Raw genomic sequence first — 24189 nt, 5'->3', positions numbered from 1 at the left:
AAATACGACTAGATAAAAAGGGGTTAAAACAATGGTGGAATGGGATATATCACTTATACTGATAATTATTTTACTAGGATTTTTAGCGGCATTTATTGACGCAGTAGTTGGGGGAGGAGGTTTAATATCAATTCCAGCTTTATTAGCAATCGGTATGCCTCCAGCTGTTGCTTTAGGAACGAATAAATTAGCGAGTGTTTTTGGTTCAGCAACGAGTGCTTTTAGATTTTTGCGTTCAGGTAAAGTAGATTTGGCAGTAGTTGCAAAGCTATTTCCATTTGTTTTTATCTTTTCGATTATTGGCGCTAGCCTCGCTACATTTTTGCCTGCTGAATTATTGAAGCCTATTGTGATTGTAGTTTTAACAATAGTTATGATTTATACTTTGATAAAAAAAGATTGGGGTAGTATACGCACGTATAGTAAATTAACAGTGCCGAAAGCGATTATATTTACAGCCTTTATGAGTTTAATCGGTTTTTATGATGGCTTTTTAGGTGGCGGAACTGGCTCGTTTATGCTATTTGTATTATTGATGTTTGGTTTTGATTTTTTAAGCGCAGCTGGCAATGCTAAAGTATTAAATTTTGGTTCTAATTTAGGTGCGTTAGTATTATTTATTAGCTTAGGTCATGTAGATTATTTTTATGGTTTTATCATGGCAGCTAGTATGATTGTTGGTTCTTATATTGGTGCTATGTTTGCGATTAAAAAAGGTGTTGGGTATGTTAAGGTGTTATTTGTTAGTGTCACTGCTATTTTAATTGTGAAAAGTGCTTATGACTATTTTCAAAATATTTTATAACAATCAAGTAATATAGAGGTTGTAGTATAAATTTACATTATTCTATCTGGCAAATACTGTAAATTTAACACTACCTCTATTTTTTGTGTTTTATTTATTATAGTATTGATAACAAGAAAGTATTTATAGCAATAAATTTTAAATGGAATGGAGTGTGGAAGATGTCCAAAAAAAGAATAGTTGCGATAATTTTAGCAGCAGTTATCGTTATAGGCGGTATTGTGATGAGCTCAATAGCAGCTGTAGTTGGATCATTTGTATCTGATTCAGCAGACATGAACTTAATGTCTGAAGAAGTAGAATCAGAAGGTGATAGTGCTAAACGTATTGCTCATTTAACATTGAATGGTCAAATTATGGAAGGTTCAGGTGGTGGCCTGTTTTCTGGTGAAGAGGGCTATAATCATGATTTGTTTTTAAAAGAGCTAGATTCAGTAAAAGAGGATAATACGGTTAAAGGTGTATTATTAACTGTGAATACACCGGGTGGTGGCACATATCCTAGTGATGAAATTTATAAAAAAATTCAACAACTAAAGCAAAGTGGTAAAAAGGTATACGTACATATGGAAAGTATGGCTGCTTCAGGGGGCTACTATATCTCGGCACCAGCTGACAAAATATATGCTGGACCTCAAACGATGACGGGATCTATAGGTGTTATAATGTCTAATATTGATTATTCTGAGTTACAAGAGAATTTAGGCATTAAAGAAAATGTTATTAAATCAGGTGCACACAAAGATATTATGAGTGGTTCTCGTGAGATGACGGATGAAGAGAAAGATATTATGCAATCCATGTTAGATGATAGTTTCGATCGTTTTGTCAATATAGTAAAAGATGGTAGAAACATGTCAGAGGAGAAAGTCCGTAAACTTGCAGATGGACGTTTATATAGTGCACAACAAGCAGAAAAAAATGGTTTGATTGACGACATAGCGTACGAAGATGAAACGATTAAAGCATTGAAAAAGGATATCAAAGCTAAAGATGCAGAAGTATTTAAATATAATGGACAGTCAGGTGTCTTTGGTTCTTTATATAGTGCTAAGACAGCAGCATCACAATTAAGTAATCAACTCGAAGATGTTAAAGCTATATTTACGAATAATACAGATGCTCGTCCAATGTACTTGTATGAAGGGTAGGTGATAAGTAATGATGAATGACGACTCAAACTACAACAGACAATATAATGAGGATGAAACAACAGCTCGCCCAACTATGAATAATGAAAACAATGACAATACACCAAAGACTGATGATTTAGTGCATAAACAAATAATGAAGGTGATATATGCGGGATTTGGCATACGTTTTGTCAGCTTTATAATTGATTTACTTATCTTATTTGGTATTCATAGTTTATTATTAAAACCTATATTTGCCTTTACACAAATTGATAAACAGAAATTATGGATTGATTATTTTAGTGTAGCTCATTTATTGGACGCCCTAATATTTTATTTATACTTTGTATTAATGACGAAATTCTTCAGACAAACGTTGGGTAAAATGATTTGTAATATTCGGGTAGAACGTGATGATAGATTAGCGTTAACATGGAAAGATGTGCTATTTCGTGAATGGATAGGTCGCATCATTAGTGGTACTTTCGGTAACTTACCTTATTTAGTTACCTTGTTCACAGTGAAGCATAAAGGAATACACGATTACTTTGCAGATACTGTTGTTATACGTAATAAATATGCATATTTATATTACAAAAAGTAAATATAGTGATTTTGCTAAGATGTAATATTTTATTTCTAACAGCTAAACCGTTATAATTTCTATGGAAGCATATATTTAGGAGGGTCAACAATGACACAAATAACTTTTAAACAAGAGCCAGTGACATTACTAGGCGAACAAGTTAAAGAAGGACAAGAAGCACCAGACTTTACAGTGTTAGATAATTCAACGGCTGAAGTTACATTATCAACATATGAAGGTCAAAAGAAATTAATAAGTGTTGTACCATCAATTGATACTGGCGTGTGCGATCAACAAACACGTAAATTTAATGAAGAAGCAAGTCAAGAAGACGGCGTTGTGTTAACTATCTCGGCAGACTTACCATTTGCACAAAAAAGATGGTGCGCTTCAAATGGTTTAGATAATGTTATTACACTAAGTGACCATAAAGATTTATCATTTGGTAAAAACTATGGTGTTGTTATGGAAGGTTTACGTTTATTAGCACGTTCAGTTTTTGTTTTAGATAAAAATGATAAAGTAATATATACAGAAATAGTATCAGAAGGCACTGATTTCCCAGATTTTGAAAAAGCCTTAGAAGCATATAGAAGTATTTAATTTTAGTAAAATAAATATATTGGTAATGTCATCATACTACAAACAGTATCGTTGACATTGTAAATGAAACTGTTCATAATAATTTGGTGATTTAAGATAAAAATGTATCTTATTGAAAAAAATTATGAACAGTTTTTTTAGAAAGGATTATTATCATGACTCAAGAAAAAACAGTTATGGAACGTTTATTCCAAACACTAGATGAAAAAGCAAAAGCTTTCAATGAAGAGAATGGGCAAAGTTTTATTGAAAACTTGGGTCTAGCAATGGAGCATGTATATAAAAATGAGCGAGAATTATTAGAGCAAGCAACTTTACAAGATAGAAGAAAAGCATTTCAATTTGCATATTTAAGTCTTTTGCAAAATGAAGAAATTCAAGCAAATCATCAAATTACACCAGATTCAATAGGCTTAATATTAGGTTTTTTAGTGAAACAATTTATGGCCAATCAAACAGAATTGCATATTGCTGATATTGCTAGTGGCGCAGGCCATTTAAGTGCTTCAGTACATGAAGTAATGACTGATGTTACACTCATGCATCACTTAGTAGAAGTTGACCCAGTACTATCAAGAGTGAGCGTACATTTAGCAAACTTTTTAGAGATTCCTTTTGATGTATATCCACAAGATGCCATAATGCCGCTAGCATTTGAAGAAGCGGATGTCATAATTGGAGATTTACCAATAGGTTATTATCCTGTTGATGAACGTAGTCATGAAATGAGTTTAGGGTTTGAAGAAGGCCATAGTTATTCTCATCATTTATTAATAGAACAAGCGATTACAGCATTAAAACCATCAGGCTATGCATTTTTAATTGTGCCAAGTAATCTGTTCGAAGGGGATAATGTAAAACAGTTACAAAACTATATTGCTACAGAAACCGAAATGCAAGCATTTTTAAATTTACCCGCAACGTTATTTAAAAATGAAAAAGCTAGAAAATCTATATTAATTGTGCAGAAAAAAGAAGTGAATGTAACAAAACCTGTAGAAGTCTTGCTAGCAAATATTCCTGACTTTAAAAATCCACAGCAATTCCAAGGGTTTTTAGCTGACTTAAATACTTGGATGACAGAGAATCACCCAGAAATTTAAACTGTATTACTCTTGAATTTAAACTGTATTAATGGTTAAATAGATAAGGATAAACTTATATTGAAAATGGAGGCCAAAGCTTATGTCAAAATTAATTTTGGCGATTAACGCTGGTAGTTCATCTTTGAAATTTCAACTTATTGAAATGCCTGAAGAAAAAATAATTACTAAAGGTTTAATCGAAAGAATAGGATTAAAAGACTCAGTCTTTACTATAGAAGTAAATGGCGAGAAAATTAAAGAAGTAACGGATATTGCAAACCATGAAGATGCAGTAAATATTATGTTAGATAGTTTTAAACATCACGGTATTATTGATAGTATTTATGATATACAAGGAACTGGACACCGTGTTGTACATGGTGGCGAGACGTTCCCAACATCAGTATATGTTACGGATGAAGTTGAATCACAAATAGAAGCATTAAGTGAATTAGCACCACTACACAACCCTGCAAACTTAATGGGGATTCGTGCTTTCCGTAAATTATTACCTGAAATTCCACACGTAGCAGTGTTTGATACTTCATTCCATCAAACGATGCCAGAAAAATCATATCTGTATAGTTTGCCTTATCAATATTATGAAGATTATGGAATCCGTAAGTATGGTTTCCATGGAACAAGTCATAAATATGTTTCTCAACGTGCAGCTGAAATCTTAGGTAAGCCAATAGAAGAATTACGTATTATTTCTTGTCATATTGGTAATGGTGCATCTATAGCAGCAATTGATGGAGGAGAATCTGTTGATACATCAATGGGCTTCACACCTTTAGCAGGTGTAACAATGGGCACACGTTCAGGTAATATTGATCCAGCATTAATACCATTTTTAATGGAAAAAACAAGCAAAACAGCAGAAGAAGTATTAAATACATTAAATAAAGAATCTGGTTTACTAGGTATCTCAGGTACATCAAGTGATTTAAGAGATATTATAGAAGACAGTAAAGAAGGTAAAGAACGTGCGCAACTTGCATTAGATGTCTTTGCGTCACGTATTCACAAATATATTGGTTCTTATGCTACACGTATGCATGGCGTTGATGTTATCGTCTTCACTGCAGGTGTCGGTGAGAACTCTGATCCAGTACGCGCTAAAGTACTTGAAGGATTAGAATTTATGGGTGTTTATTGGGATGGTAAGAAAAATGAATCTATCCATGGCGAAGAAGGATTTATAAACTATCCACATTCACCAGTTAAAGTAATTGTTATTCCAACGAACGAAGAAGTAATGATTGCACGTGATGTTATTGAATTTGGTAATGTTGATTAATAAAAATAATTAAAAGAGATAGGGATATAACTCCCTATACTCAAAAAAGAGGGCTAATCTTTAATAAGGATTAGTCCTCTTTATATTTAAAAGTATTCGATTTTGACCGTGCATGCTTGCCTGGGGTATGGTTCGAGCCTGTAGTCTCTCACTCATACTAGTCCACGGGCGTCAGCACGTTACAAAATCGGGACAATTATCTTTTATAGTCAATGCTATTTTACGACTATGACACTTTTTTACATTGATGTACAACATAACAAAATAAATGCTAGTTATAGTGAGTATATTGTCTATTTTATGGCAATACTTCAAAAGCAATAATTTGTGTTTGTTGTTCTTTGTTAAAGTTATTATCTGCAACAAGAACAAGTGTGTCATGACCATTTGGCAACTTTTTGCCGAATGTAATACCTTCAATATTATCTATATGCTTAAGATCAGTTTTATTGAGAGAAGTCACTAATTGCTTTTTTAATGGTTGAACTTTGTGATTTTTTAAAGATGACATATTTTTAATATTTGTGGCATTCTCTGTACTATATTTATAGACTTTAACATGGTTAGTATAGGAATTATCTTCTGCTTGAACGCTGGCACGTTCTAGTGCTAAAAATTCGTGATCATTAATTGCTAAAATTTCTGTAATTCCGTTATTGGCGTCTTTATTTTTGCCTGGTTTTTCAGGTATGGCATCAAGTGGATAAGCATATTCTGCTAACACATTACCTTGTCTATCATACTGCGTAATACGTGAAGTTGACCCAGAATTAATTGTAGGTACAGTATCATCTTGTAATAATGGGCCTTCCATAGCAGTCCAATAAGATTGACCGTCAGCAGAAAATGTACTGCCTTCTAGTGCCATATTATTGCGAAAGCCTTGCTTGTCATTGGCAGACATTTTAAACGGTTTATGTATAGGTAATTCTGATATAAATGTGCCGTTAGATGTAGCTTGGCGAATAAATGGGTTTAAACCTAGAGTTCGATCACCTTCACTCGTGTACCATAGATGGTTGCTCAGTGGATCGAAGCGTATTGATTCTGGATCTGCCACAATATTCTTTGAAGATTTATCATATTGCTTTTTATTAGTATAAGTTGAACCATTTGGTTGTTTTAATGTGTTGACGTCTTTGAAGTTAATGTTGTTAAAACCTTGTTGATTGTAATTAATGTTGGCTTCGTAATAACGAGAGGGACTATGTTCTGAACGATCATCACTAATAAGTAACCACTTATTATTCTGAGGATTGTAACTAATTCCCGACAATCCACCGACAACAGTATTTTTATATTTTGTATTGTGTGGAATGGTTTCGCTGTCGATGAGTTTGATATTATTTACAGTTTTAGGCTTGTCTGACTGATTGTTGGCAGCGTCAGTATTGTTTGTATGTAGAGTGGTGAAAGTAGTTAAACTAAATGCAATTATGCATGTGATGCCAGTTTGTTTAAGCTTGTTCATGAGTCATCTTCTCCTTTTTAAAATGCTATATTAAGGATAAAGGTTAGATATGAATTGAGTTTAAATTAGAGCTATATTTTTTGTAAAAGGGTGGGTATGGAGATTAAACTTTTATGTATTTAAAGAGATAGCATACATATATTATGGTATGCTATCTCTCATCAAATATTATACTAATAAAGTATTTTTAATTTCGTGCTTCACGTTATCTGATTAGCGAGCACTATAGTGTGATCTTAATTTTTCTGTAGCAACTTGTGGTTGGAAGTCTTCTGGAAGTTCTTCAGTACGAACAACTAGAACATCACATGGTGAGTGACGTACAATAGCTTCTGATACAGAACCTACAATAAATCTTTCTACAGCATTAAGACCAGAAGTACCACACATAATTAAATCAGCGCCAACATCAGTGGCTAATTTTTTAGGAATAATTGCTTTTGGAGAACCAAATTCTAAGCGAGTAACAACATCTTTAACACCTGCATTTGCTGCCACTTCTTTATAACCATTTAGTAAATCTTCAGAGAAATTTTTAGATTTCTCAGTGAATTGTGCATCGTATACTTCATAAGATGAGTAAGTTCTAGAATCAATTACATTTACCACTGTTAATTGTGCATCATTACGTTTTGCAACATCTACAGCTTTGTTAAAAGCCCATTCTGCTTCATGTGATCCGTCAACTGCGATTAAAATATTTTTATATGTTAGCATCGCAATTACCTCCTTACTTTTAATTAATTTTATTATACCATTATTAACAGAATATTTGTACAATTTAACTATCTACAAATATGTAAATTTTGTGATTGCGCTTTCATTGCTTTCGCGTTACGATGTTTATGGAGGTGGATGGAATGAATATTGGTATTCCAAAAGAGATTAAAAATAATGAAAACAGAGTAAGTTTATCACCAAGTGGGGTACACGCTTTGGTCGAGCAAGGGCATACTGTTTTGGTAGAAACAGCTGCAGGATATGGTTCTTATTTTGAAGATGTTGATTACCAAGAAGCTGGGGCACAAATTGTTAAAACACAACAAGAAGTATGGAATGTGGATATGGTAATGAAAGTTAAAGAACCATTAGAAGAAGAATTTAAATTCTTCAAAGAAGGTCTAATATTATTTACATATCTACATTTGGCTAATGAACAAAAATTAACAGAGGCTTTATTAGAGAAAAATGTAGTGAGTATTGCCTATGAAACAGTGCAGATGCCTGACCGTTCATTACCTTTATTAACTCCAATGAGTGAAGTGGCAGGTCGAATGTCTACACAAATTGGCGCAGAATTTCTTCAAAAATATAAAGGAGGAATGGGTATACTATTAGGTGGTGTACCTGGTGTTGCCAAAGGCCGTGTTGCAATTATTGGAGGCGGGCAAGCTGGTACAAATGCTGCTAAAATAGCTTTAGGTTTAGGGGCAGATGTTACCATATTAGATGTTAATCCAAAACGTTTACAGCAATTAGATGATCAATTTGGAGGACGCGTACATACTATTATGTCAAATCCATTGAACATCGAAAGTACAGTCAAAGAAAGTGATTTAGTTATAGGGGCAGTACTTATCCCTGGTGCAAAAGCGCCAAACCTTGTAAGTGAAGCAATGATCAAACAAATGAAAGATGGCTCAGTAATAGTAGACATTGCGATAGATCAAGGTGGTATCTTTGAGACAACCGATCAAATTACTACTCATGATAACCCGACTTATACGAAGCATGGTGTTGTGCATTATGCTGTTGCCAATATGCCGGGTGCAGTTCCAAGAACTTCAACTATTGCACTAAACAATGCAACGTTACCATATGCGATTCAAATCGCCAATAAAGGATATTTAAAAGCGTTACAAGATAATGAACCTTTATCACTAGGTTTGAATACAGTTAATGGTAAATTGACTAATAAAGGTGTAGGAGAATCATTAAATATACCTTATACATCAATTGCAGAGCAATTAAAATAAATAATAAACAGGACGATGCTTAAGCATCGTCCTGTTTTAATGTAAACTATATTAAACAATTTTTGTGCCATGTACTTCTTGAAAAGGGAAAGCTTCCAATAGTTCTGGCAAATTATCTTTAGTTAAACCGCCGCCCGGCATAATTTCAATTTTGCCACCTGAATTGACAACTAATTTACCTAGGTGATTGAGATTATTAAAAAGATTACTTTCTTTAGGGCCACCATGTGTTAATAAACGAGTGAAGCCAAGATCAATCAATTGATGCAAAGCTTTAATTTGACCATGTTGATGAATAAGGTCAAATGCCATGTGACATACGACAGGTATAGGTGCTGAGAGATTGCGCAACGTTTTCATTTGCCATTCATTCAATACATGGTCCACTGTTAAACAACCAAAGACAAAATAGTCCACTTGAAGCGCTTTAAAGTGTTTAATGTCACGTTGCATAATTTCAAAATCATATAAATTGTAAACAAAATCCCCACCACGAGGACGAATCATAACAGCAAGTTCAACTTTATGGGCTTTACAGATTTCTGCGGTAATTTCGACCATACCGTAACTAGGTGTAGTACCACCGACAGCTAAGTTATCACATAATTCAAGACGGTCCGCACCATTTGCGATGGCGCTTTCTACTTCTTCGATCGTTTCTACAACTGCTTCTTTAATCATTTGTCATATCCTGTCATTATTTTATGTCCATCTTCAGTAACTACAATATCATCTTCTATACGTACACCTGCTACTTCCGGTACGTATATCCCAGGTTCAATGGTTATGACCATACCTGCTTCAAATTGATTGTGATTACTGCTAGAAACATCTTGATATTCATGTTCTTCTAAACCTAAACCATGGCCGAGGCGATGCGGGAAGTATTCACCGTAACCCGCTTCAGCGATAATGTTTCTAGCAATGTGATCAACGTCGCTAATTGTCACGCCAGGTTTAATTGCTGCAATAGCTTCTGTTTCAGCTTTTAACACAACATCGTAAATTTCTTGTGCCTTAGCATTTGGTGTACCAAATTTCACCGTTCGAGTCATATCACTGCAATAGTTATTATAAATAACGCCTAAGTCGAATAGGACAAATTCATTATTTTGTAATTTTCGGTCGCCTGGTGTACCGTGAGGTGATGCAGCATGATCTCCAAATAGAACCATAGTATCAAAACTCATTTCATGTACACCATAAGCTTTGATTTCATTTTCAATATGATTAACTACTTGGCGTTCGGTTACACCTTCTGATAAGTATGAAACACCAATTTCAATACATTTATCTGCCAATTCACATGCTTTTTGAATAGTAGCAATTTCGTCTGCAGATTTAATGTTACGTAAGGACTTAACTGTTGCATCAATGTCATTAAATTGTTGGACTCCAAATGCCGCAGTTAATTCACGTTGACGTTTCAAAGTGAGGTGTTCCGCTTCAACTAATAAATTATTTGCACTGAATTGATATTTATCCAAAGCATTTTCAGTATCTAAATAGCCGATAATTTCCCCTGTAAAAGGTGATGCTTTTACTTCCTCAACTTCTAGTTGAGGACAAAATAAAACCTGTGTACCATCAGCTTTGATTAATAATGCAAGTAAACGTTCGTGTGGATCACTTAAATAACCCGTAAAATAAAATATATTAAGTGGTGTTGTAATCCAAGCTGCATCAGCTTGTTGATGTTTAATTTCAGTAATTATTTGCTCTGTTTTCATTTGTTATTGCCTCCTAGTAAGTAAATACATTTATATTAATTTTAGGTTAGTTAACTCTAATATTCAAAAATAAACTACTTTAATGTTGGAATTTAATGCGCTTTTTTAGTGGAAAACTTGGATTTCTTAATGAATAAGTGTTATAGATAAAGAAAGATGTGGTATATATAACAGTAAACATAGCAAATGGGAGGCACTATTAATGAAACTATCATTTCATGGACAATCAACAGTTTATTTTGAAGCAAATGGTAAAAAAGGGATAATCGATCCTTTTATTACTGGTAATGAATTGTCTGATTTAGATGTATCAAATTTGGAAGTAGATTATATTATTTTAACACATGGACATGGTGATCACTTTGGTGATACTGTGGAAATCGCACAAAAAAATAATGCAACAGTAATAGGTACAGCTGAATTAGCAGATTATTTAACAACTCATGTAGGCTATGATAATGTGCGACCAATGAATATAGGTGGAAAAGTAAGTTTTGATTTTGGAACGTTGAAATTTGTACAAGCATTCCACAGTTCAAGTCTTACAGATGATAATGGTATTCCAGTTTATTTAGGTATGCCAATGGGAGCAATTTTAGAATTGGAAGGAAAAACAATTTATCATACAGGAGATACAGGATTATTCAGCGATATGAAATTAATTGCTGATAGACACCCAGTAGATATTTGTTTCGTACCGATTGGCGATAACTTTACGATGGGGATTGATGATGCAAGTTACGCCATTAACCAATTTATAAAACCACAAATTAGTATACCTATCCACTACGATACTTTCCCATATATCGAACAAGATCCGAACGATTTCAAGGAAGCTGTTAGTGTAGGGGAAGTACAAATATTAAAACCGGGTGAGGAAGTATCACTTTAGTTAACAAAAGTCTGGACACATTGTTGTTCCAGACTTTTTATTATGAACGTAAATAAAAATATTAAGACATACATTATTAATACCAGCGCTAATTTGAAATTACTTAACAATTAGGACTGGTATCTCAGCTCTTTTAGCGATTTTATGGCTCACGCTACCAAGCACAATTTTTTTCTTATCAGAAGCTTTACGGTTACTTAAGACGATAATGTCGAATTTACCACTGTTAGCTTGTTTGACTAATTCAACTTTAGCGTTTCCTCGTACAATAATTTCATCATATTTAATACCATAACCATCTAAAGCTTCGCGTGTACTGGCTAAACCCTTACTTCTTTTTTCAATCAATTTGTCTAAATGAACGCCCGATTTAATAGAAGCTTGTGCATCTTGTTCATTGATTGCGTTGAAAATTGTAACTACAGTACCTTCACCTGCTATTTTTGAAACTTGCTCCAAAGCTTTTTCGTTTTCAAGTGTTGTATCCACACCTAGTAAAATATTTTTATACATTTTACACCCTCCTTCATTCCTATTTTAATCAATAATATGCGCATTTTGCAATGATATCTAAATGTTTAATGAAAAAATTTTAATATTATTTACTTAAGTAAGTATAGTAAAACTAATATTTATAGAAAGTAATGAATTTGTTGCATCGCATTTTGTCGCATAAAAAGTTATAATATTTAAGAAACTATCAAATAAATGAGGGCAGTAGTATGACAAAACATGAACAAATTTTATCATATATTGAATCTTTATCTGTGGGCCAAAAAATATCTGTACGTAAAATTGCTAAAGATCTAGAAGTTTCTGAAGGCACAGCCTATAGAGCGATTAAAGATGCTGGTCAAATTGGATTGGTAGCTACAATTGACCGTGTAGGCACTGTAAGAATTGAAAAAAAGAATAGAGAAGAAATTGAACAACTTACATTTAGTGAGATTGTTAAAATTATAGATGGACAAGTATTAGGTGGGAGAAATGGCTTAATTAAAACGTTAACTAAATTTGCTATAGGCGCTATGGAGTTAAATGATGTTGTGAAATATTTGAGTCCCCACACTTTACTTATAGTAGGTAACCGTAAAGATGTACAATTAGAAGCATTAAAACGAGGTAGTGCTGTATTAATTACAGGCGGCTTTACTACTACTAATGACATTATTAAATATGCAGATGAGCATGATTTACCAATTATTTCTTCAAATTATGACTCATATTTAGTTGCTAATATTATTAATAGGGCAATGTACAACCAAATGATACGTAAAGAGATCTTAGTAGTAGATGACATTGTTAAACCTATCGATGATACTACTGTACTTTTTGATGATATGACATTGACTGAATATAAAATCAAAGCGCAAGCTACTGGACATTCAAGATTTCCGATAATTGATGAAGAATGGAAACTTGTAGGCATTGTAACAAGCAAAGAAATCATCAATATGCAGGATGAAGATACGCTAGCAACATTTATGACAAAGTCCCCAATTAATGTGCAATTATCAACTACAATCGCTAACTGTGCACATATCATGATCTGGGAAGGTATTGAATTATTACCAGTAACGACAATAAGTAAAAAGCTTATTGGTGTTATAACAAGAGAAGATGTACTAAAATCAATGCAATTAATTGGAAGACAACCACAAGTCGGGGAAACCATTAACGATCAAATTGCCAAACATATAACGATTTCAAATGATATTATACAAGTAACAACAACACCTTTACTGACTGATCAATTTGGCATGTTAAGTAAAGCTGTATTCGTTGCAATAATAGAAGAAACTGTGCGTTATGAAATGCGTAAGTATAAAAAAATTGAAGTAATGATAGAGAGCTTGAATATTTTTTATATCAAAACTGTTCAAATTGAATCTGAAATTGACGTGCATTATGATATGTTAGATGTGGGTAGAAATTTTGCAAAATTAGAAGTAACTATGAAAAACGGCGCTCAAAATGTCGCTAAAGCAATGATTATGTGCCAAATTATAGATTAATATATAACTATTACGACGTTTGAAAATGAAAGGAATAGATAGCATATGGAAGCAATTAAAAACGAAATTATGAATGAAATAGAGAAATATGAAACAGTTATCATACATCGACATGTAAGACCAGATCCAGATGCTTATGGTTCCCAGTTAGGATTAAAAGGATATTTACAAGCTAAGTTTCCAACTAAACAAATTTATGCCGTTGGTGAAAGCGAGCCATCATTAGACTTTATCGGTACATTTGATGACATTAATGATAGTACATATGAAGGTGCGCTAGTTATAGTATGTGATACAGCAAATTCACCACGCATTAGTGATTCACGTTTCAGTTTAGGTGAAAAACTCATCAAAATTGATCACCATCCAGCAATTGACCAATATGGTGATATTAATTTCGTTAATGAGCAAGCATCATCAACGAGTGAAATTATTACTGATTTTATTATACATTTTAACGATTTAACCATTATAGATGAGACTGTAGCAAGACTATTATACATTGGAATTGTTGGAGACACGGGGCGCTTTTTATTCAATAATACGACGCCTCATACGCTTGAGATTGCTAGTGAATTATTGAAATTCCCATTTAATCATAACGAAGAATTAAATCAACTTTCAGAAAAAGAACCAAGCTTATTACCATTCCAAGGTTATGTCTTACAAAATTTTCAGTTGAATGATAAAGGATTTTGTAAGGTAATCATTACTAGTGACGTGTTAGAAACATTCGACATTGCACCGAATGAAGCCTCTTTATTTGTTAATACTATTGCAGATATAAAAGGTTTAAAAATTTGGTTGTTTGCGGTAGATGAAGGTGAAGAAATAAGATGTCGCATTCGTTCGAAAGGCATTGTGATTAATGATGTCGCTAATGATTTTGGCGGTGGCGGCCATCCTAATGCATCTGGAGTATCTGTAGATAGTTGGGAGACATTCGAACACTTGGCAAATGCGTTAAATAAAAAACTGTAGGAGTAGAGGTGAAATCAAATGGTTGCGCATTTAAATATTCATTCGGCATATGATTTATTAAATTCGAGTTTAAAAATATCCGATGCCGTATCAAAGGCAACTAAAGAAGGGTATTCGGCTTTAGCAATTACTGATACGAATGTATTGTATGCGTACCCTCAATTTTACGATGCCTGTGTAAAAGCAAACATTAAACCTATATTTGGTATGACCATTTGGTTAACTGATGGATTAACTACTACGGAAACGGTATTGTTAGCACGCAATAACCAAGGGCTAACTGACTTATTAAAACTGTCATCTGCTGTTAAGATGAAAGAAAGAACTGAAACTACAATTGAATGGCTACAAAAATATGCAGCTGATTTAGTTATTATTTTTAAAAGCATTACCGATGAGCATCAGGTGTTGTTGGAAGCTTTTGCTGACCATGATATGGTTTATGTTGATCATCAAAGTGAACAGGTTACTGATATCCCTGCAGTATGGATACAAAGTGCTAATTACTTAAACGAAGAAGACGCTTCAACTATTCGTGCCTTACACGCAATTCGTGATAATACAAAGTTAGACTTAGTAAATGAAGCGCCAAATTATCACTCACATTTGTTTAGTACTTCTGAACATCTTGAGCTTGATGTGACAACTGAACAATTAGAAAGAACTGAAGAAATCGCCCAGCAATGTACAGCTAATCTATCGTATCATCAATCATTGTTGCCCAAATTTAAAACGCCAAATGGTATGGATTCTAAAGCATATTTACTGCAACAATTAAAAGAAAATTTAGCTGCGTATGACTTAACACATCAAACCGCTTATGTTGAACGATTGCACTATGAATACGACATTATTACCAATATGGGATTTGAAGATTATTTTTTAATTGTGAGTGATTTGATACAATTTGCGAAAAATAATGATGTCTTAGTAGGACCAGGTCGTGGTTCTGCAGCGGGCTCTTTAGTTAGTTATTTGTTAGGAATTACTACCATTGATCCGATTAAGTATAATTTATTATTCGAACGATTTTTAAATCCTGAACGTGTGACTATGCCTGATATTGATATTGATTTTGAAGATACTAAACGTGAACGTGTTATACAATATGTTCAAGAAAAGTATGGAGAAATGCACGTTGCAGGTATAGTTACGTTCGGTCATTTATTAGCTCGGGCAGTGGCTAGAGATGTTGGTAGAATAATGGGCTTTGAAGATGTCACATTAAATGAAGTATCTAAATTAATACCCCATAAATTAGGCATTACATTGGATGAGGCGTATCAGAATAGTGATTTTAAATCATTTGTCCATAGAAATCATAGACATGAACAATGGTTTGACATTTGTAAAAAACTAGAAGGTTTACCTCGCCATACTTCAACACATGCTGCTGGTATTATTATTAATGATCAACCCCTTTATGATTTTGCACCTTTGACTATCGGGGATACTGGAGTATTGACCCAATGGACAATGACCGAAGTCGAACGTATAGGTTTACTTAAAATTGACTTTTTAGGGTTAAGAAACTTGTCTATTATTCACCAAATTACAAAGCAAGTTAAGTATGATTTAAATATTGATATTAATATTGAAGCACTTCCTTTTAATGATAGTGCTGTATTTAAATTGCTTTCAAGTGGGGATACAACAGGGATTTTCCAACTAGAGTCAGATGGTATTCGTAATGTATTAAAAAAATTACAACCGGAGCATTTTGAAGATATAGTTGCAGTGACATCATTATATCGTCCAGGACCAATGGAAGAAATACCAACATATATCTCACGTCGGCATAATCCTGCCAAGGTACAATATTTACATCCGGACTTACAGCCCATATTACAAAATACTTATGGTGTTATAATATATCAGGAACAGATTATGCAAATAGCTAGTAAATTCGCTGGGTTTAATTATGGTGAAGCGGACATTTTACGACGTGCTATGAGTAAAAAGAATCGTGCAGTACTGGAAAATGAGAGACAGCATTTTATCGAAGGGGCACTGCAAAAAGGTTACCCACAAGAACTTAGTACACAAATATTTGATTTAATATTAAAGTTTGCGGATTATGGATTTGCTCGTGCGCACGCAGTCAGTTACTCAAAAATTGCCTATATTATGACTTATTTAAAAGCCCATTATCCTACTTATTTTTATGCTAATATTTTAAGTAATACAATTGGCAGTGAAAATAAGACCGCCTCAATTATTGATGAAGCAAAACACCAACGTTTGAACATTAAGCCACCACACATTAATTTGAGTCACTGGTTTTATAAAGCTACTTCTGAAGGTATTTATTTATCACTTGGCGCTATTAAAGGCGTGGGTTATCAGAGTGTTAAGTTGATTGTTGAAGAAAGAAAGCAGCGTGGTAATTTTAAAGACTTCATAGATTTTGCTCGACGCATACCGCAAAGAATTAAATCACGCAAACTACTTGAAGCACTTATATTAGTAGGCGCATTTGATGAATTTGGTAAAAATAGAGCGACGTTGCTACAAACGATTGATCATGTGATTGATAGCTCTTCTAGTATAGAACAAGACGATTTTATTTTTGATGTACTTACACCTAAAACATCATATGAAGAAACGGAAGAACTTGCTGATAAGGTATTAAGTGATTATGAAAAAGAATATTTAGGTTTCTATGTGTCGCAACATCCAGTTGAAAAATACTTTGAGCAAAAGCAATATTTAGGTATTTATAAATTGAGAAATGCGAGCAATAGATCACCAATTTTAATTCAAGTAGATACTATTAAAAAAATACGTACAAAAAATGGTCAAAATATGGCATTTCTAACATTAAATGATGGTGTTACAACTATTGATGGTGTAATGTTTCCCGATACATTTAAAAAGTATGAATTTGATTTAGTAGAAGACCAAATGTTTATCGTCAATGGTAAATTTGATACAAGAAACAATAAGCAACAATTGATTGTTAATGAAGTGCTAGATGTAGTGAACTATGAACAAACGGTTATCGCTCAAGCTACTCAAATCGTGATAAGAGGTCAGTATGATATTGACGAACTCAAAGCACAATTAAAATTACATGAGTCGAATAATATGCTACCAGTGAACTACTATAATGAAGCCCAATCAAGCATGAATAACCTTGGTTATATTGATAAACAAAGTATAGAAACATTCATAGATAGTTTTTCGCCAAATGATGTCCGTATTATATAGCTTTTATACAACCTTGAATTATGGTATAGTGAACTGATGATATATGGAATGTTATCATCAGTTTTTGCTATAAGAACGTAAAAGGTAATGTTAAAGCATGTCCAAATTTGAGCATTTGCAAATAAACTGTTTTTTTAAAGAGTAATTAGTTGTAATATAGTATATAGTATAATAAAAATATATATAATATCTTTATAAATTACATAAATGTAAGGGGACGATATTACATGACATTAAGAGATGAAGCATTAGAAATGCACAAGCGTAATAAAGGGAAATTAGAAGTTAAATCTAAAGTCAAAGTTACTAATAAAGAAGAACTTAGTTTAGCATATTCACCTGGTGTTGCTGAACCTTGTAAAGAAATACACGAGGATCCACGCAAAGTATTTGATTATACAATGAAAAGTAACACCGTAGCGGTGGTGACTGATGGTACAGCAGTGTTAGGTTTAGGTGATATCGGCGCTGAAGCTAGCATTCCAGTTATGGAAGGAAAAGCTGTATTGTTTAAAAGTTTTTCTGGTGTAGATGGCGTTCCAATTGCTTTAAATACTACCGATACTGAAGAAATTATTAACACTGTAAAGTTATTAGAGCCAAACTATGGAGGTATTAACTTAGAAGATATTTCAGCGCCACGTTGCTTTGAAATTGAAGAACGTTTAAAAAAAGAAACGAAGATTCCAGTATTTCACGATGACCAACATGGTACTGCGATAGTAACAGTTGCAGGATTAATTAATGCTTTACGCATTGTTGAAAAAGATCTTTCAGATATTAAAGTAGTATTAAATGGTGCTGGTGCAGCAGGTATTGCAATAGTAAAATTATTATACTCTTATGGCGTGCATAATATGGTAATGTGTGATTCAAGAGGTGCTATATATGAAGGTAGAACATATGGCATGAATGATACGAAAGAATATGTCACTAAATGGACAAATAGAGATAAAACTGACGGTAAATTAGAAGATGTAATAGAAGATGCAGACGTCTTTATTGGTGTATCAGTAGCAGATTTATTATCTAAAGAGATGGTTGAATCTATGGCAAAAGATCCTATTATTTTTGCTATGGCGAATCCAAATCCTGAAATCAACCCTGATGATGCCAAAGCAGCTGGTGCCAAAGTTATAGGTACAGGCCGTTCTGATTTCCCAAATCAAATTAATAATGTATTAGCGTTCCCAGGTATATTTAGAGGTGCTTTAGATGTCGAAGCAACACATATCAACGAAAAAATGAAGCAAGCTGCTGTTGAGGCGATTGCGAACTTAATTCAACCAAATGAATTAAACCCAGATTATTGTATTCCTGGCCCATTTGATAAGCGTGTTGCGCCATCAGTGGCAAGAGAAGTTGCAGTTGCTGCTATGGAATCTGGCGTTGCTAGAACTGAAGTTGACCCAGACGATATATATAACAAAACAATGTCGCTAACGGATTTAAATTAAATCAAAGTAGACATAAATTGAAGTATAAATGGAGTGTAATTAACACTGGTTAAGTGGAGGTTTACCAATGTTTAAGGATTTTTTCAATAGAAGTAGTAAAAAGAAAAAGTATGTAACAGTATCTGATTCTAAACAAAATGATGTGCCTGCAGGTATTATGACTAAGTGCCCGCAATGTAAAAAAATCATGTATACAAAAGAACTATCAGAAAATTTAAATGTATGTTTTAATTGTGACCATCATATTGCACTAACTGCATATAAAAGAATAGATGCAATTTCGGATGAAGGCACATTTACGGAATTTGACAAAGGTATGACCTCTGCAAATCCGCTTGATTTTCCAAGCTATGAAGAAAAATTGCAAAAAGACCAGCAAAAAACAGAATTAAATGAAGCAGTTGTTACCGGAACAGCTGAATTAGATGGTATGCCATTTGGCGTTGCAGTGATGGACGCAAGATTTAGAATGGGCAGTATGGGATCAGTAGTTGGTGAAAAAATATGCCGAATTATTGAATATTGTACTGAACATCGTATGCCATTTATTTTGTTCTCTGCAAGCGGCGGAGCAAGAATGCAAGAAGGTATCATTTCTTTAATGCAAATGGGTAAAACAAGTGTATCCTTAAAACGTCATTCAGAAGCTGGATTGTTATACATTTCTTATATTACTAATCCAACAACTGGTGGTGTGTCGGCGAGTTTTGCATCTGTTGGTGACATTAATATAGGAGAACCTAAAGCACTCATTGGATTCGCAGGTAGACGAGTAATTGAACAAACGATTAATGAAAAATTACCGGATGATTTCCAAACAGCAGAATTTTTATTAGAGCACGGTCAATTAGATAAAGTGGTGCATCGAAAAGAAATGAAAGATACACTTACCACGATATTAAAAATGCATCAAGAGGTGAAAACGAATGCTTGATTTTGAAAAGCCACTTTTTGAAATTAGAAATAAGATAGATTCATTAAAGGAATCGCAAGAGAAAAACGATGTCGACTTATCTGAAGAAATCGAAATGTTGGAAGCATCACTTGAGCGAGAAACAGAAAAAGTATATACAAATTTGAAGCCTTGGGATCGTGTGCAGTTAGCACGTTTACAAGAACGCCCGACATCTTTAGATTATATACCTTTAATCTTTGATTCATTTATCGAGTTACATGGTGATCGTAATTTTAGAGATGACCCAGCCATGATAGGTGGTATAGGTTATTTAAACGGGCAAGCAGTAACAATTGTTGGTCAACAACGTGGGAAAGACACAAAAGATAATATTTATCGCAACTTTGGCATGGCTCATCCAGAAGGTTATCGAAAAGCATTACGCTTAATGAAGCAAGCAGAAAAGTTCAATAGACCAATTATAACTTTTATCGATACAAAAGGAGCTTATCCTGGTAAAGCTGCAGAAGAACGTGGTCAAAGTGAATCTATTGCTAAAAATTTAGTTGAAATGGCAGCATTAACAGTTCCAGTAATATCAATTGTCATTGGTGAAGGTGGTAGTGGAGGTGCTTTAGGATTAGGTATTTCTAATCGAGTGCTCATGCTTGAAAACAGTACGTACTCCGTTATTTCACCAGAGGGTGCTTCAGCATTATTATGGAAAGATAGCAACTTAGCTAAAATTGCAGCAGAGACAATGAAAATTACTGCCAAAGATTTACAAGAGTTAAATATTGCTGATGATGTTGTGGCAGAACCACTTGGTGGTGCACATCATGATGTATCAACGCAAGCAGCAAATATTAAAGCTAAATTTGAAAATCATTTAGCTGCATTAAGTAACTTAGATGAACAAGCTTTAGTGCAAGATCGCTATGAAAAATTTAGAAATATTGGTTCGTTTAATGAATAGAATATTGTATACTAAAACGCTCTATGCACTGTCATAGAGCGTTTTAGTGCGAAGAAAGCGTTTTATTAAAAAGATAGCGCTTTAATTGTAAAAATTTTAAATTTATTGTTTCAAAATTTTAAATTAATGGTAAAGTGTATAAGGGTCAATTTGATTAATTTAAAAATGAATTTTATATTTGTTTTTAAAACGCTTCCTTCTGTTTTGGACAACGGTATTGTAACTAAAACGTTTACATTGATTGATACACCTTATTTTAATGGCGACTTATGTGAAATTATGGTATTTTTAAAGTAAGAAATTAAGTTAGAAAGGTATGTCGTCATGAAAAAAATTGCGGTTTTAACAAGTGGTGGAGATTCACCCGGGATGAACGCGGCAGTTAGAGCTGTTGTGCGTAAAGCGATATATAATAACATCGAAGTTTATGGAGTTTACCAAGGTTATCAAGGTTTAATTAACGATGATATTCATAAACTAGAATTAGGTTCAGTCGGGGATACAATCCAGCGCGGAGGCACTTTCTTGTACTCAGCCCGCTGTCCAGAATTTAAAGAACCTGAAGTACGTCAAAAGGGTATTGCTAATTTACGTAAACACGGTATTGAAGGTCTAGTAGTAATTGGTGGAGACGGAAGTTACCGAGGTGCACAACGTATAAGTGAGGAATGCACTGAAATTCAAACAGTAGGAATTCCAGGTACAATAGACAATGATATCAATGGCACAGATTTTACTATTGGTTTTGATACAGCGTTAAACACAATTATTGAATCAGTAGATAAAATTCGTGATACAGCATCTAGTCACGCGCGAACATTTATTGTTGAAGTTATGGGACGAGATTGTGGAGATCTAGCACTGTGGGCAGGTTTGTCAGTTGGTGCAGAAACAATTATCGTGCCAGAAGTTGAAACAGATATTAAAGAAGTAGCAGAACGTATCGACCATGGTATAAAACGTGGTAAAAAGCATTCCATTGTTATGGTTGCGGAAGGTTGTATGACTGGTGAAGCATGTGCGCAAGAATTATCTAAATATGTTAATGTGGATGCACGTGTTTCTGTATTAGGACATATCCAACGTGGTGGAAGCCCAACTGGGCAAGATAGAGTATTGGCATCACGTTTAGGTGGTCATGCAATTGATTTACTTATGCAAGGAGAAACAGCAAGAGGCGTAGGTATTAGAGATAACGTACTAAGAAGTACTCCGTTTGATGAGATTTTCAGAGCGGACGAACATCAATTTGACTATAATATTTATGAACTAACAAAAGAATTATCTATTTAACTATTTGGGAGGCATTTACAATGAGAAAAACAAAAATTGTTTGTACTATTGGACCAGCATCTGAATCAGAAGAGATGTTAGAAAAACTAATGAAAGCAGGAATGAACGTTGCAAGACTGAACTTTTCACATGGTGATCACGCAGAGCATCAAGCTAGAATCGATTCAATTCGCAGAGTATCAAAACGTTTAGGTAAAACTGTAGCAATTTTATTAGACACAAAAGGTCCTGAAATCCGTACACACAACATGAAGAATGGTGGCATCGAATTAGAAAAAGGTACTGAAGTTATTGTTAGTATGACTGAAGTAGAAGGTACACCAGAAAAATTCTCAGTAACGTATGATAATCTTATTAATGATGTCGACGAAGGTTCATATATTCTATTAGATGATGGTTTAATTGAATTACAGGTAAAACAAATTAATAAAGATCAAAATGAAGTAGTTTGTGATGTGTTAAACACTGGCGAACTTAAAAATAAAAAAGGCGTTAACTTACCAGGTGTTAAAGTTAATTTACCAGGTATTACAGACAAAGATGCAGAAGACATTGTATTCGGTATCCAACAAGAAGTTGACTTTATCGCTGCAAGTTTTGTGCGCCGTCCAAGTGATGTATTAGATATCCGTAAATTACTTGAAGATAATAACAATGAAACAATCAGCATTATTCCAAAAATTGAAAACCAAGAAGGTATCGATAATATCGAAGCGATTCTTGAAGTTTCTGATGGTTTAATGGTTGCACGTGGTGATATGGGTGTTGAAATTCCACCTGAATCAGTACCAATGGTGCAAAAAGACTTAATTAGAAAATGTAATAAATTAGGTAAACCAGTTATTACTGCAACGCAAATGTTAGATTCAATGCAACGTAACCCACGTGCTACAAGAGCAGAAGCTAGTGACGTAGCAAACGCTATCTATGATGGTACAGATGCAGTAATGTTATCTGGAGAAACTGCAGCTGGTTCTTATCCAGAAGAAGCTGTTAAAACAATGAGAAATATTGCGGTTTCAGCTGAAGCAGCACAAGACTACAAAAAATTACTTTCTGACCGTACAAAATTAGTACAAACGTCATTAGTTAATGCTATCGGTGTTTCTGTGGCACACACTGCTTTAAACTTAAATGTAAAAGCAATTGTTGCTGCAACTGAAAGTGGTTCAACAGCACGTACAATTTCTAAATATCGTCCTAAATCAGACATTATTGCTGTAACTCCAAAAGGATCTACAGCTCGTCAGTGTGCTTTAGTATGGGGCGTTTATCCTGTAGTTAAAGAAGGACGTAAAACAACTGATGCATTATTAAATAATGCAGTTGCTACTGCAGTTGAAACTGAACGCGTAAATAATGGTGACTTAATTATTATTACTGCAGGTGTACCAACTGGTGAACAAGGTACTACTAATATGATGAAATTACACTTAATAGGCGATGAAATTGCAAGTGGTCAAGGTATTGGTAGAAACTCAGTAGTTGGACATACATTGGTAGTTAATAGTGCAAGTGATTTAGAAGGTAAAGATTTGTCTGATAAAATCATTGTAACGAAATCTGTAGATGAAACATTAGTACCTTATATAGAGAATGCTATTGGTTTAATTACAGAAGAAAATGGTATTACTTCACCTAGTGCGATTATTGGTTTAGAAAAAGGAATCCCAACAATTGTAGGTGTTGACAATGCAACTACTGAAATTCAAGATGATGCATTTGTTACTGTAGATGCGAACCAAGGTAAACTTTTTGAAGGTTACGCAAACGTACTATAA

Annotated in this window: 21 protein-coding genes; 16 read left to right on the top strand and 5 right to left on the bottom strand. The window is 33.9% G+C overall.

From position 1 onward, the window contains the following. Positions 1-31: 31 nt before the first annotated feature. From JVU85_RS11355 to JVU85_RS11330, 6 genes are all read left to right on the top strand, one after another. Positions 32-805 carry a sulfite exporter TauE/SafE family protein gene (locus tag JVU85_RS11355; protein WP_021459795.1) on the top strand — a complete coding sequence of 258 codons (774 nt, stop codon included), beginning with the start codon at positions 32-34 and terminating at the stop codon, positions 803-805. Positions 806-966: 161 nt separating this feature from the next. Continuing rightward, positions 967-1956, top strand: coding sequence for a signal peptide peptidase SppA (gene sppA, locus JVU85_RS11350; protein ID WP_021459794.1), 990 nt, complete (start codon positions 967-969; stop codon positions 1954-1956). A 13-nt stretch (positions 1957-1969) separates the two neighbouring features. Next, positions 1970-2542: an RDD family protein gene (locus tag JVU85_RS11345; protein WP_031266820.1), complete on the top strand. Its 573-nt coding sequence runs from the start codon at positions 1970-1972 to the stop codon at positions 2540-2542. Between the two features lie 90 nt (positions 2543-2632). Further along, positions 2633-3127, top strand: a complete 495-nt coding sequence (gene tpx, locus JVU85_RS11340; protein WP_002510229.1) for a thiol peroxidase — start codon at positions 2633-2635, stop codon at positions 3125-3127. 155 nt (positions 3128-3282) lie between these two features. After that, complete coding sequence (locus tag JVU85_RS11335) at positions 3283-4230, top strand: class I SAM-dependent methyltransferase (RefSeq protein ID WP_002510230.1); 948 nt, start codon at positions 3283-3285, stop codon at positions 4228-4230. Positions 4231-4312: 82 nt separating this feature from the next. Further along, positions 4313-5512, top strand: coding sequence for an acetate kinase (locus JVU85_RS11330; protein ID WP_204171692.1), 1200 nt, complete (start codon positions 4313-4315; stop codon positions 5510-5512). 298 nt (positions 5513-5810) lie between these two features. Here the strand turns inward: JVU85_RS11330 and JVU85_RS11325 are convergent, their stop codons facing one another. Both JVU85_RS11325 and JVU85_RS11320 read right to left on the bottom strand, forming a co-directional pair. After that, positions 5811-6983, bottom strand: a complete 1173-nt coding sequence (locus JVU85_RS11325) for an esterase-like activity of phytase family protein (protein WP_107376784.1) — start codon at positions 6981-6983, stop codon at positions 5811-5813. 213 nt (positions 6984-7196) lie between these two features. Continuing rightward, complete coding sequence (locus tag JVU85_RS11320; protein WP_002510233.1) at positions 7197-7700, bottom strand: universal stress protein; 504 nt, start codon at positions 7698-7700, stop codon at positions 7197-7199. A gap of 143 nt (positions 7701-7843) precedes the next feature. On the opposite strand from JVU85_RS11320, the gene ald reads away from it, so the two are divergent. Then, on the top strand, positions 7844-8959 hold the full coding sequence (gene ald, locus JVU85_RS11315; RefSeq protein WP_021459791.1) for an alanine dehydrogenase: 1116 nt from the start codon (positions 7844-7846) through the stop codon (positions 8957-8959). Between the two features lie 51 nt (positions 8960-9010). Here ald and JVU85_RS11310 read toward each other — a convergent pair whose 3' ends face one another. Continuing rightward, positions 9011-9640, bottom strand: coding sequence for a copper homeostasis protein CutC (locus tag JVU85_RS11310; RefSeq protein WP_021459790.1), 630 nt, complete (start codon positions 9638-9640; stop codon positions 9011-9013). After that, entirely contained in the window at positions 9637-10689 is a 1053-nt protein-coding gene (locus JVU85_RS11305) for a M24 family metallopeptidase (RefSeq protein ID WP_002510236.1), read from the bottom strand. Before JVU85_RS11305 ends, JVU85_RS11310 begins: the two co-directional genes overlap by 4 nt. Before the next feature lie 202 nt (positions 10690-10891). On the opposite strand from JVU85_RS11305, the gene JVU85_RS11300 reads away from it, so the two are divergent. Then, on the top strand, positions 10892-11581 hold the full coding sequence (locus JVU85_RS11300; RefSeq protein ID WP_021459789.1) for a metal-dependent hydrolase: 690 nt from the start codon (positions 10892-10894) through the stop codon (positions 11579-11581). A 99-nt stretch (positions 11582-11680) separates the two neighbouring features. Here JVU85_RS11300 and JVU85_RS11295 read toward each other — a convergent pair whose 3' ends face one another. Next, positions 11681-12094 (bottom strand): universal stress protein, encoded by a 414-nt coding sequence (locus JVU85_RS11295; protein WP_002510238.1) that lies wholly within the window; start codon positions 12092-12094, stop codon positions 11681-11683. A gap of 209 nt (positions 12095-12303) precedes the next feature. Here JVU85_RS11295 and JVU85_RS11290 point away from each other — a divergent pair, with 209 nt between their 5' ends. The 8 genes from JVU85_RS11290 (at position 12304) to pyk (ending at position 24189) form a co-directional block, all read left to right on the top strand. Continuing rightward, a complete protein-coding gene (locus tag JVU85_RS11290) occupies positions 12304-13596 on the top strand; it encodes a DRTGG domain-containing protein (RefSeq protein ID WP_002510239.1) in 1293 nt (430 codons plus the stop codon). Between the two features lie 45 nt (positions 13597-13641). After that, complete coding sequence (locus JVU85_RS11285; protein ID WP_021459787.1) at positions 13642-14577, top strand: DHH family phosphoesterase; 936 nt, start codon at positions 13642-13644, stop codon at positions 14575-14577. A gap of 18 nt (positions 14578-14595) precedes the next feature. Then, a complete protein-coding gene (locus tag JVU85_RS11280) occupies positions 14596-17787 on the top strand; it encodes a DNA polymerase III subunit alpha (RefSeq protein ID WP_204171691.1) in 3192 nt (1063 codons plus the stop codon). Positions 17788-18014: 227 nt separating this feature from the next. Continuing rightward, on the top strand, positions 18015-19244 hold the full coding sequence (gene ystJ, locus JVU85_RS11275; protein WP_204172602.1) for an NADP-dependent malic enzyme: 1230 nt from the start codon (positions 18015-18017) through the stop codon (positions 19242-19244). Positions 19245-19311: 67 nt separating this feature from the next. After that, positions 19312-20178, top strand: coding sequence for an acetyl-CoA carboxylase, carboxyltransferase subunit beta (accD, locus tag JVU85_RS11270; RefSeq protein ID WP_002510243.1), 867 nt, complete (start codon positions 19312-19314; stop codon positions 20176-20178). Next, complete coding sequence (locus JVU85_RS11265; protein ID WP_103387819.1) at positions 20171-21115, top strand: acetyl-CoA carboxylase carboxyltransferase subunit alpha; 945 nt, start codon at positions 20171-20173, stop codon at positions 21113-21115. The genes accD and JVU85_RS11265 overlap by 8 nt, the downstream gene beginning before the upstream one ends. A gap of 324 nt (positions 21116-21439) precedes the next feature. Further along, positions 21440-22408 carry a 6-phosphofructokinase gene (gene pfkA, locus JVU85_RS11260; protein WP_002510245.1) on the top strand — a complete coding sequence of 323 codons (969 nt, stop codon included), beginning with the start codon at positions 21440-21442 and terminating at the stop codon, positions 22406-22408. Between the two features lie 20 nt (positions 22409-22428). Continuing rightward, a complete protein-coding gene (gene pyk / locus JVU85_RS11255; RefSeq protein ID WP_002510246.1) occupies positions 22429-24189 on the top strand; it encodes a pyruvate kinase in 1761 nt (586 codons plus the stop codon).

This window comes from Staphylococcus sp. GDY8P72P (assembly GCF_016890655.1).
GTDB lineage: Bacteria > Bacillota > Bacilli > Staphylococcales > Staphylococcaceae > Staphylococcus > Staphylococcus arlettae.
Note: the sequence above shows the minus strand (reverse complement) of the source record. Positions and strands in the feature narration are given on the sequence as shown.

What these genes read in the sequence shown, in the direction of transcription:
- JVU85_RS11355 (WP_021459795.1), top strand. Translation starts at nt 32, where the DNA reads ATGGTGGAATGGGATATATCACTTATACTGATAATTATTTTACTAGGA.
- JVU85_RS11295 (WP_002510238.1), bottom strand. Translation starts at nt 12,094, where the DNA reads ATGTATAAAAATATTTTACTAGGTGTGGATACAACACTTGAAAACGAA.
- pfkA (WP_002510245.1), top strand. Translation starts at nt 21,440, where the DNA reads ATGAAAAAAATTGCGGTTTTAACAAGTGGTGGAGATTCACCCGGGATG.
- sppA (WP_021459794.1), top strand. Translation starts at nt 967, where the DNA reads ATGTCCAAAAAAAGAATAGTTGCGATAATTTTAGCAGCAGTTATCGTT.
- JVU85_RS11305 (WP_002510236.1), bottom strand. Translation starts at nt 10,689, where the DNA reads ATGAAAACAGAGCAAATAATTACTGAAATTAAACATCAACAAGCTGAT.
- accD (WP_002510243.1), top strand. Translation starts at nt 19,312, where the DNA reads ATGTTTAAGGATTTTTTCAATAGAAGTAGTAAAAAGAAAAAGTATGTA.
- JVU85_RS11320 (WP_002510233.1), bottom strand. Translation starts at nt 7,700, where the DNA reads ATGCTAACATATAAAAATATTTTAATCGCAGTTGACGGATCACATGAA.
- ystJ (WP_204172602.1), top strand. Translation starts at nt 18,015, where the DNA reads ATGACATTAAGAGATGAAGCATTAGAAATGCACAAGCGTAATAAAGGG.
- JVU85_RS11290 (WP_002510239.1), top strand. Translation starts at nt 12,304, where the DNA reads ATGACAAAACATGAACAAATTTTATCATATATTGAATCTTTATCTGTG.
- JVU85_RS11330 (WP_204171692.1), top strand. Translation starts at nt 4,313, where the DNA reads ATGTCAAAATTAATTTTGGCGATTAACGCTGGTAGTTCATCTTTGAAA.
- pyk (WP_002510246.1), top strand. Translation starts at nt 22,429, where the DNA reads ATGAGAAAAACAAAAATTGTTTGTACTATTGGACCAGCATCTGAATCA.
- JVU85_RS11285 (WP_021459787.1), top strand. Translation starts at nt 13,642, where the DNA reads ATGGAAGCAATTAAAAACGAAATTATGAATGAAATAGAGAAATATGAA.
- JVU85_RS11300 (WP_021459789.1), top strand. Translation starts at nt 10,892, where the DNA reads ATGAAACTATCATTTCATGGACAATCAACAGTTTATTTTGAAGCAAAT.
- JVU85_RS11310 (WP_021459790.1), bottom strand. Translation starts at nt 9,640, where the DNA reads ATGATTAAAGAAGCAGTTGTAGAAACGATCGAAGAAGTAGAAAGCGCC.
- JVU85_RS11335 (WP_002510230.1), top strand. Translation starts at nt 3,283, where the DNA reads ATGACTCAAGAAAAAACAGTTATGGAACGTTTATTCCAAACACTAGAT.
- ald (WP_021459791.1), top strand. Translation starts at nt 7,844, where the DNA reads ATGAATATTGGTATTCCAAAAGAGATTAAAAATAATGAAAACAGAGTA.
- JVU85_RS11265 (WP_103387819.1), top strand. Translation starts at nt 20,171, where the DNA reads ATGCTTGATTTTGAAAAGCCACTTTTTGAAATTAGAAATAAGATAGAT.
- JVU85_RS11345 (WP_031266820.1), top strand. Translation starts at nt 1,970, where the DNA reads ATGAATGACGACTCAAACTACAACAGACAATATAATGAGGATGAAACA.
- JVU85_RS11280 (WP_204171691.1), top strand. Translation starts at nt 14,596, where the DNA reads ATGGTTGCGCATTTAAATATTCATTCGGCATATGATTTATTAAATTCG.
- tpx (WP_002510229.1), top strand. Translation starts at nt 2,633, where the DNA reads ATGACACAAATAACTTTTAAACAAGAGCCAGTGACATTACTAGGCGAA.
- JVU85_RS11325 (WP_107376784.1), bottom strand. Translation starts at nt 6,983, where the DNA reads ATGAACAAGCTTAAACAAACTGGCATCACATGCATAATTGCATTTAGT.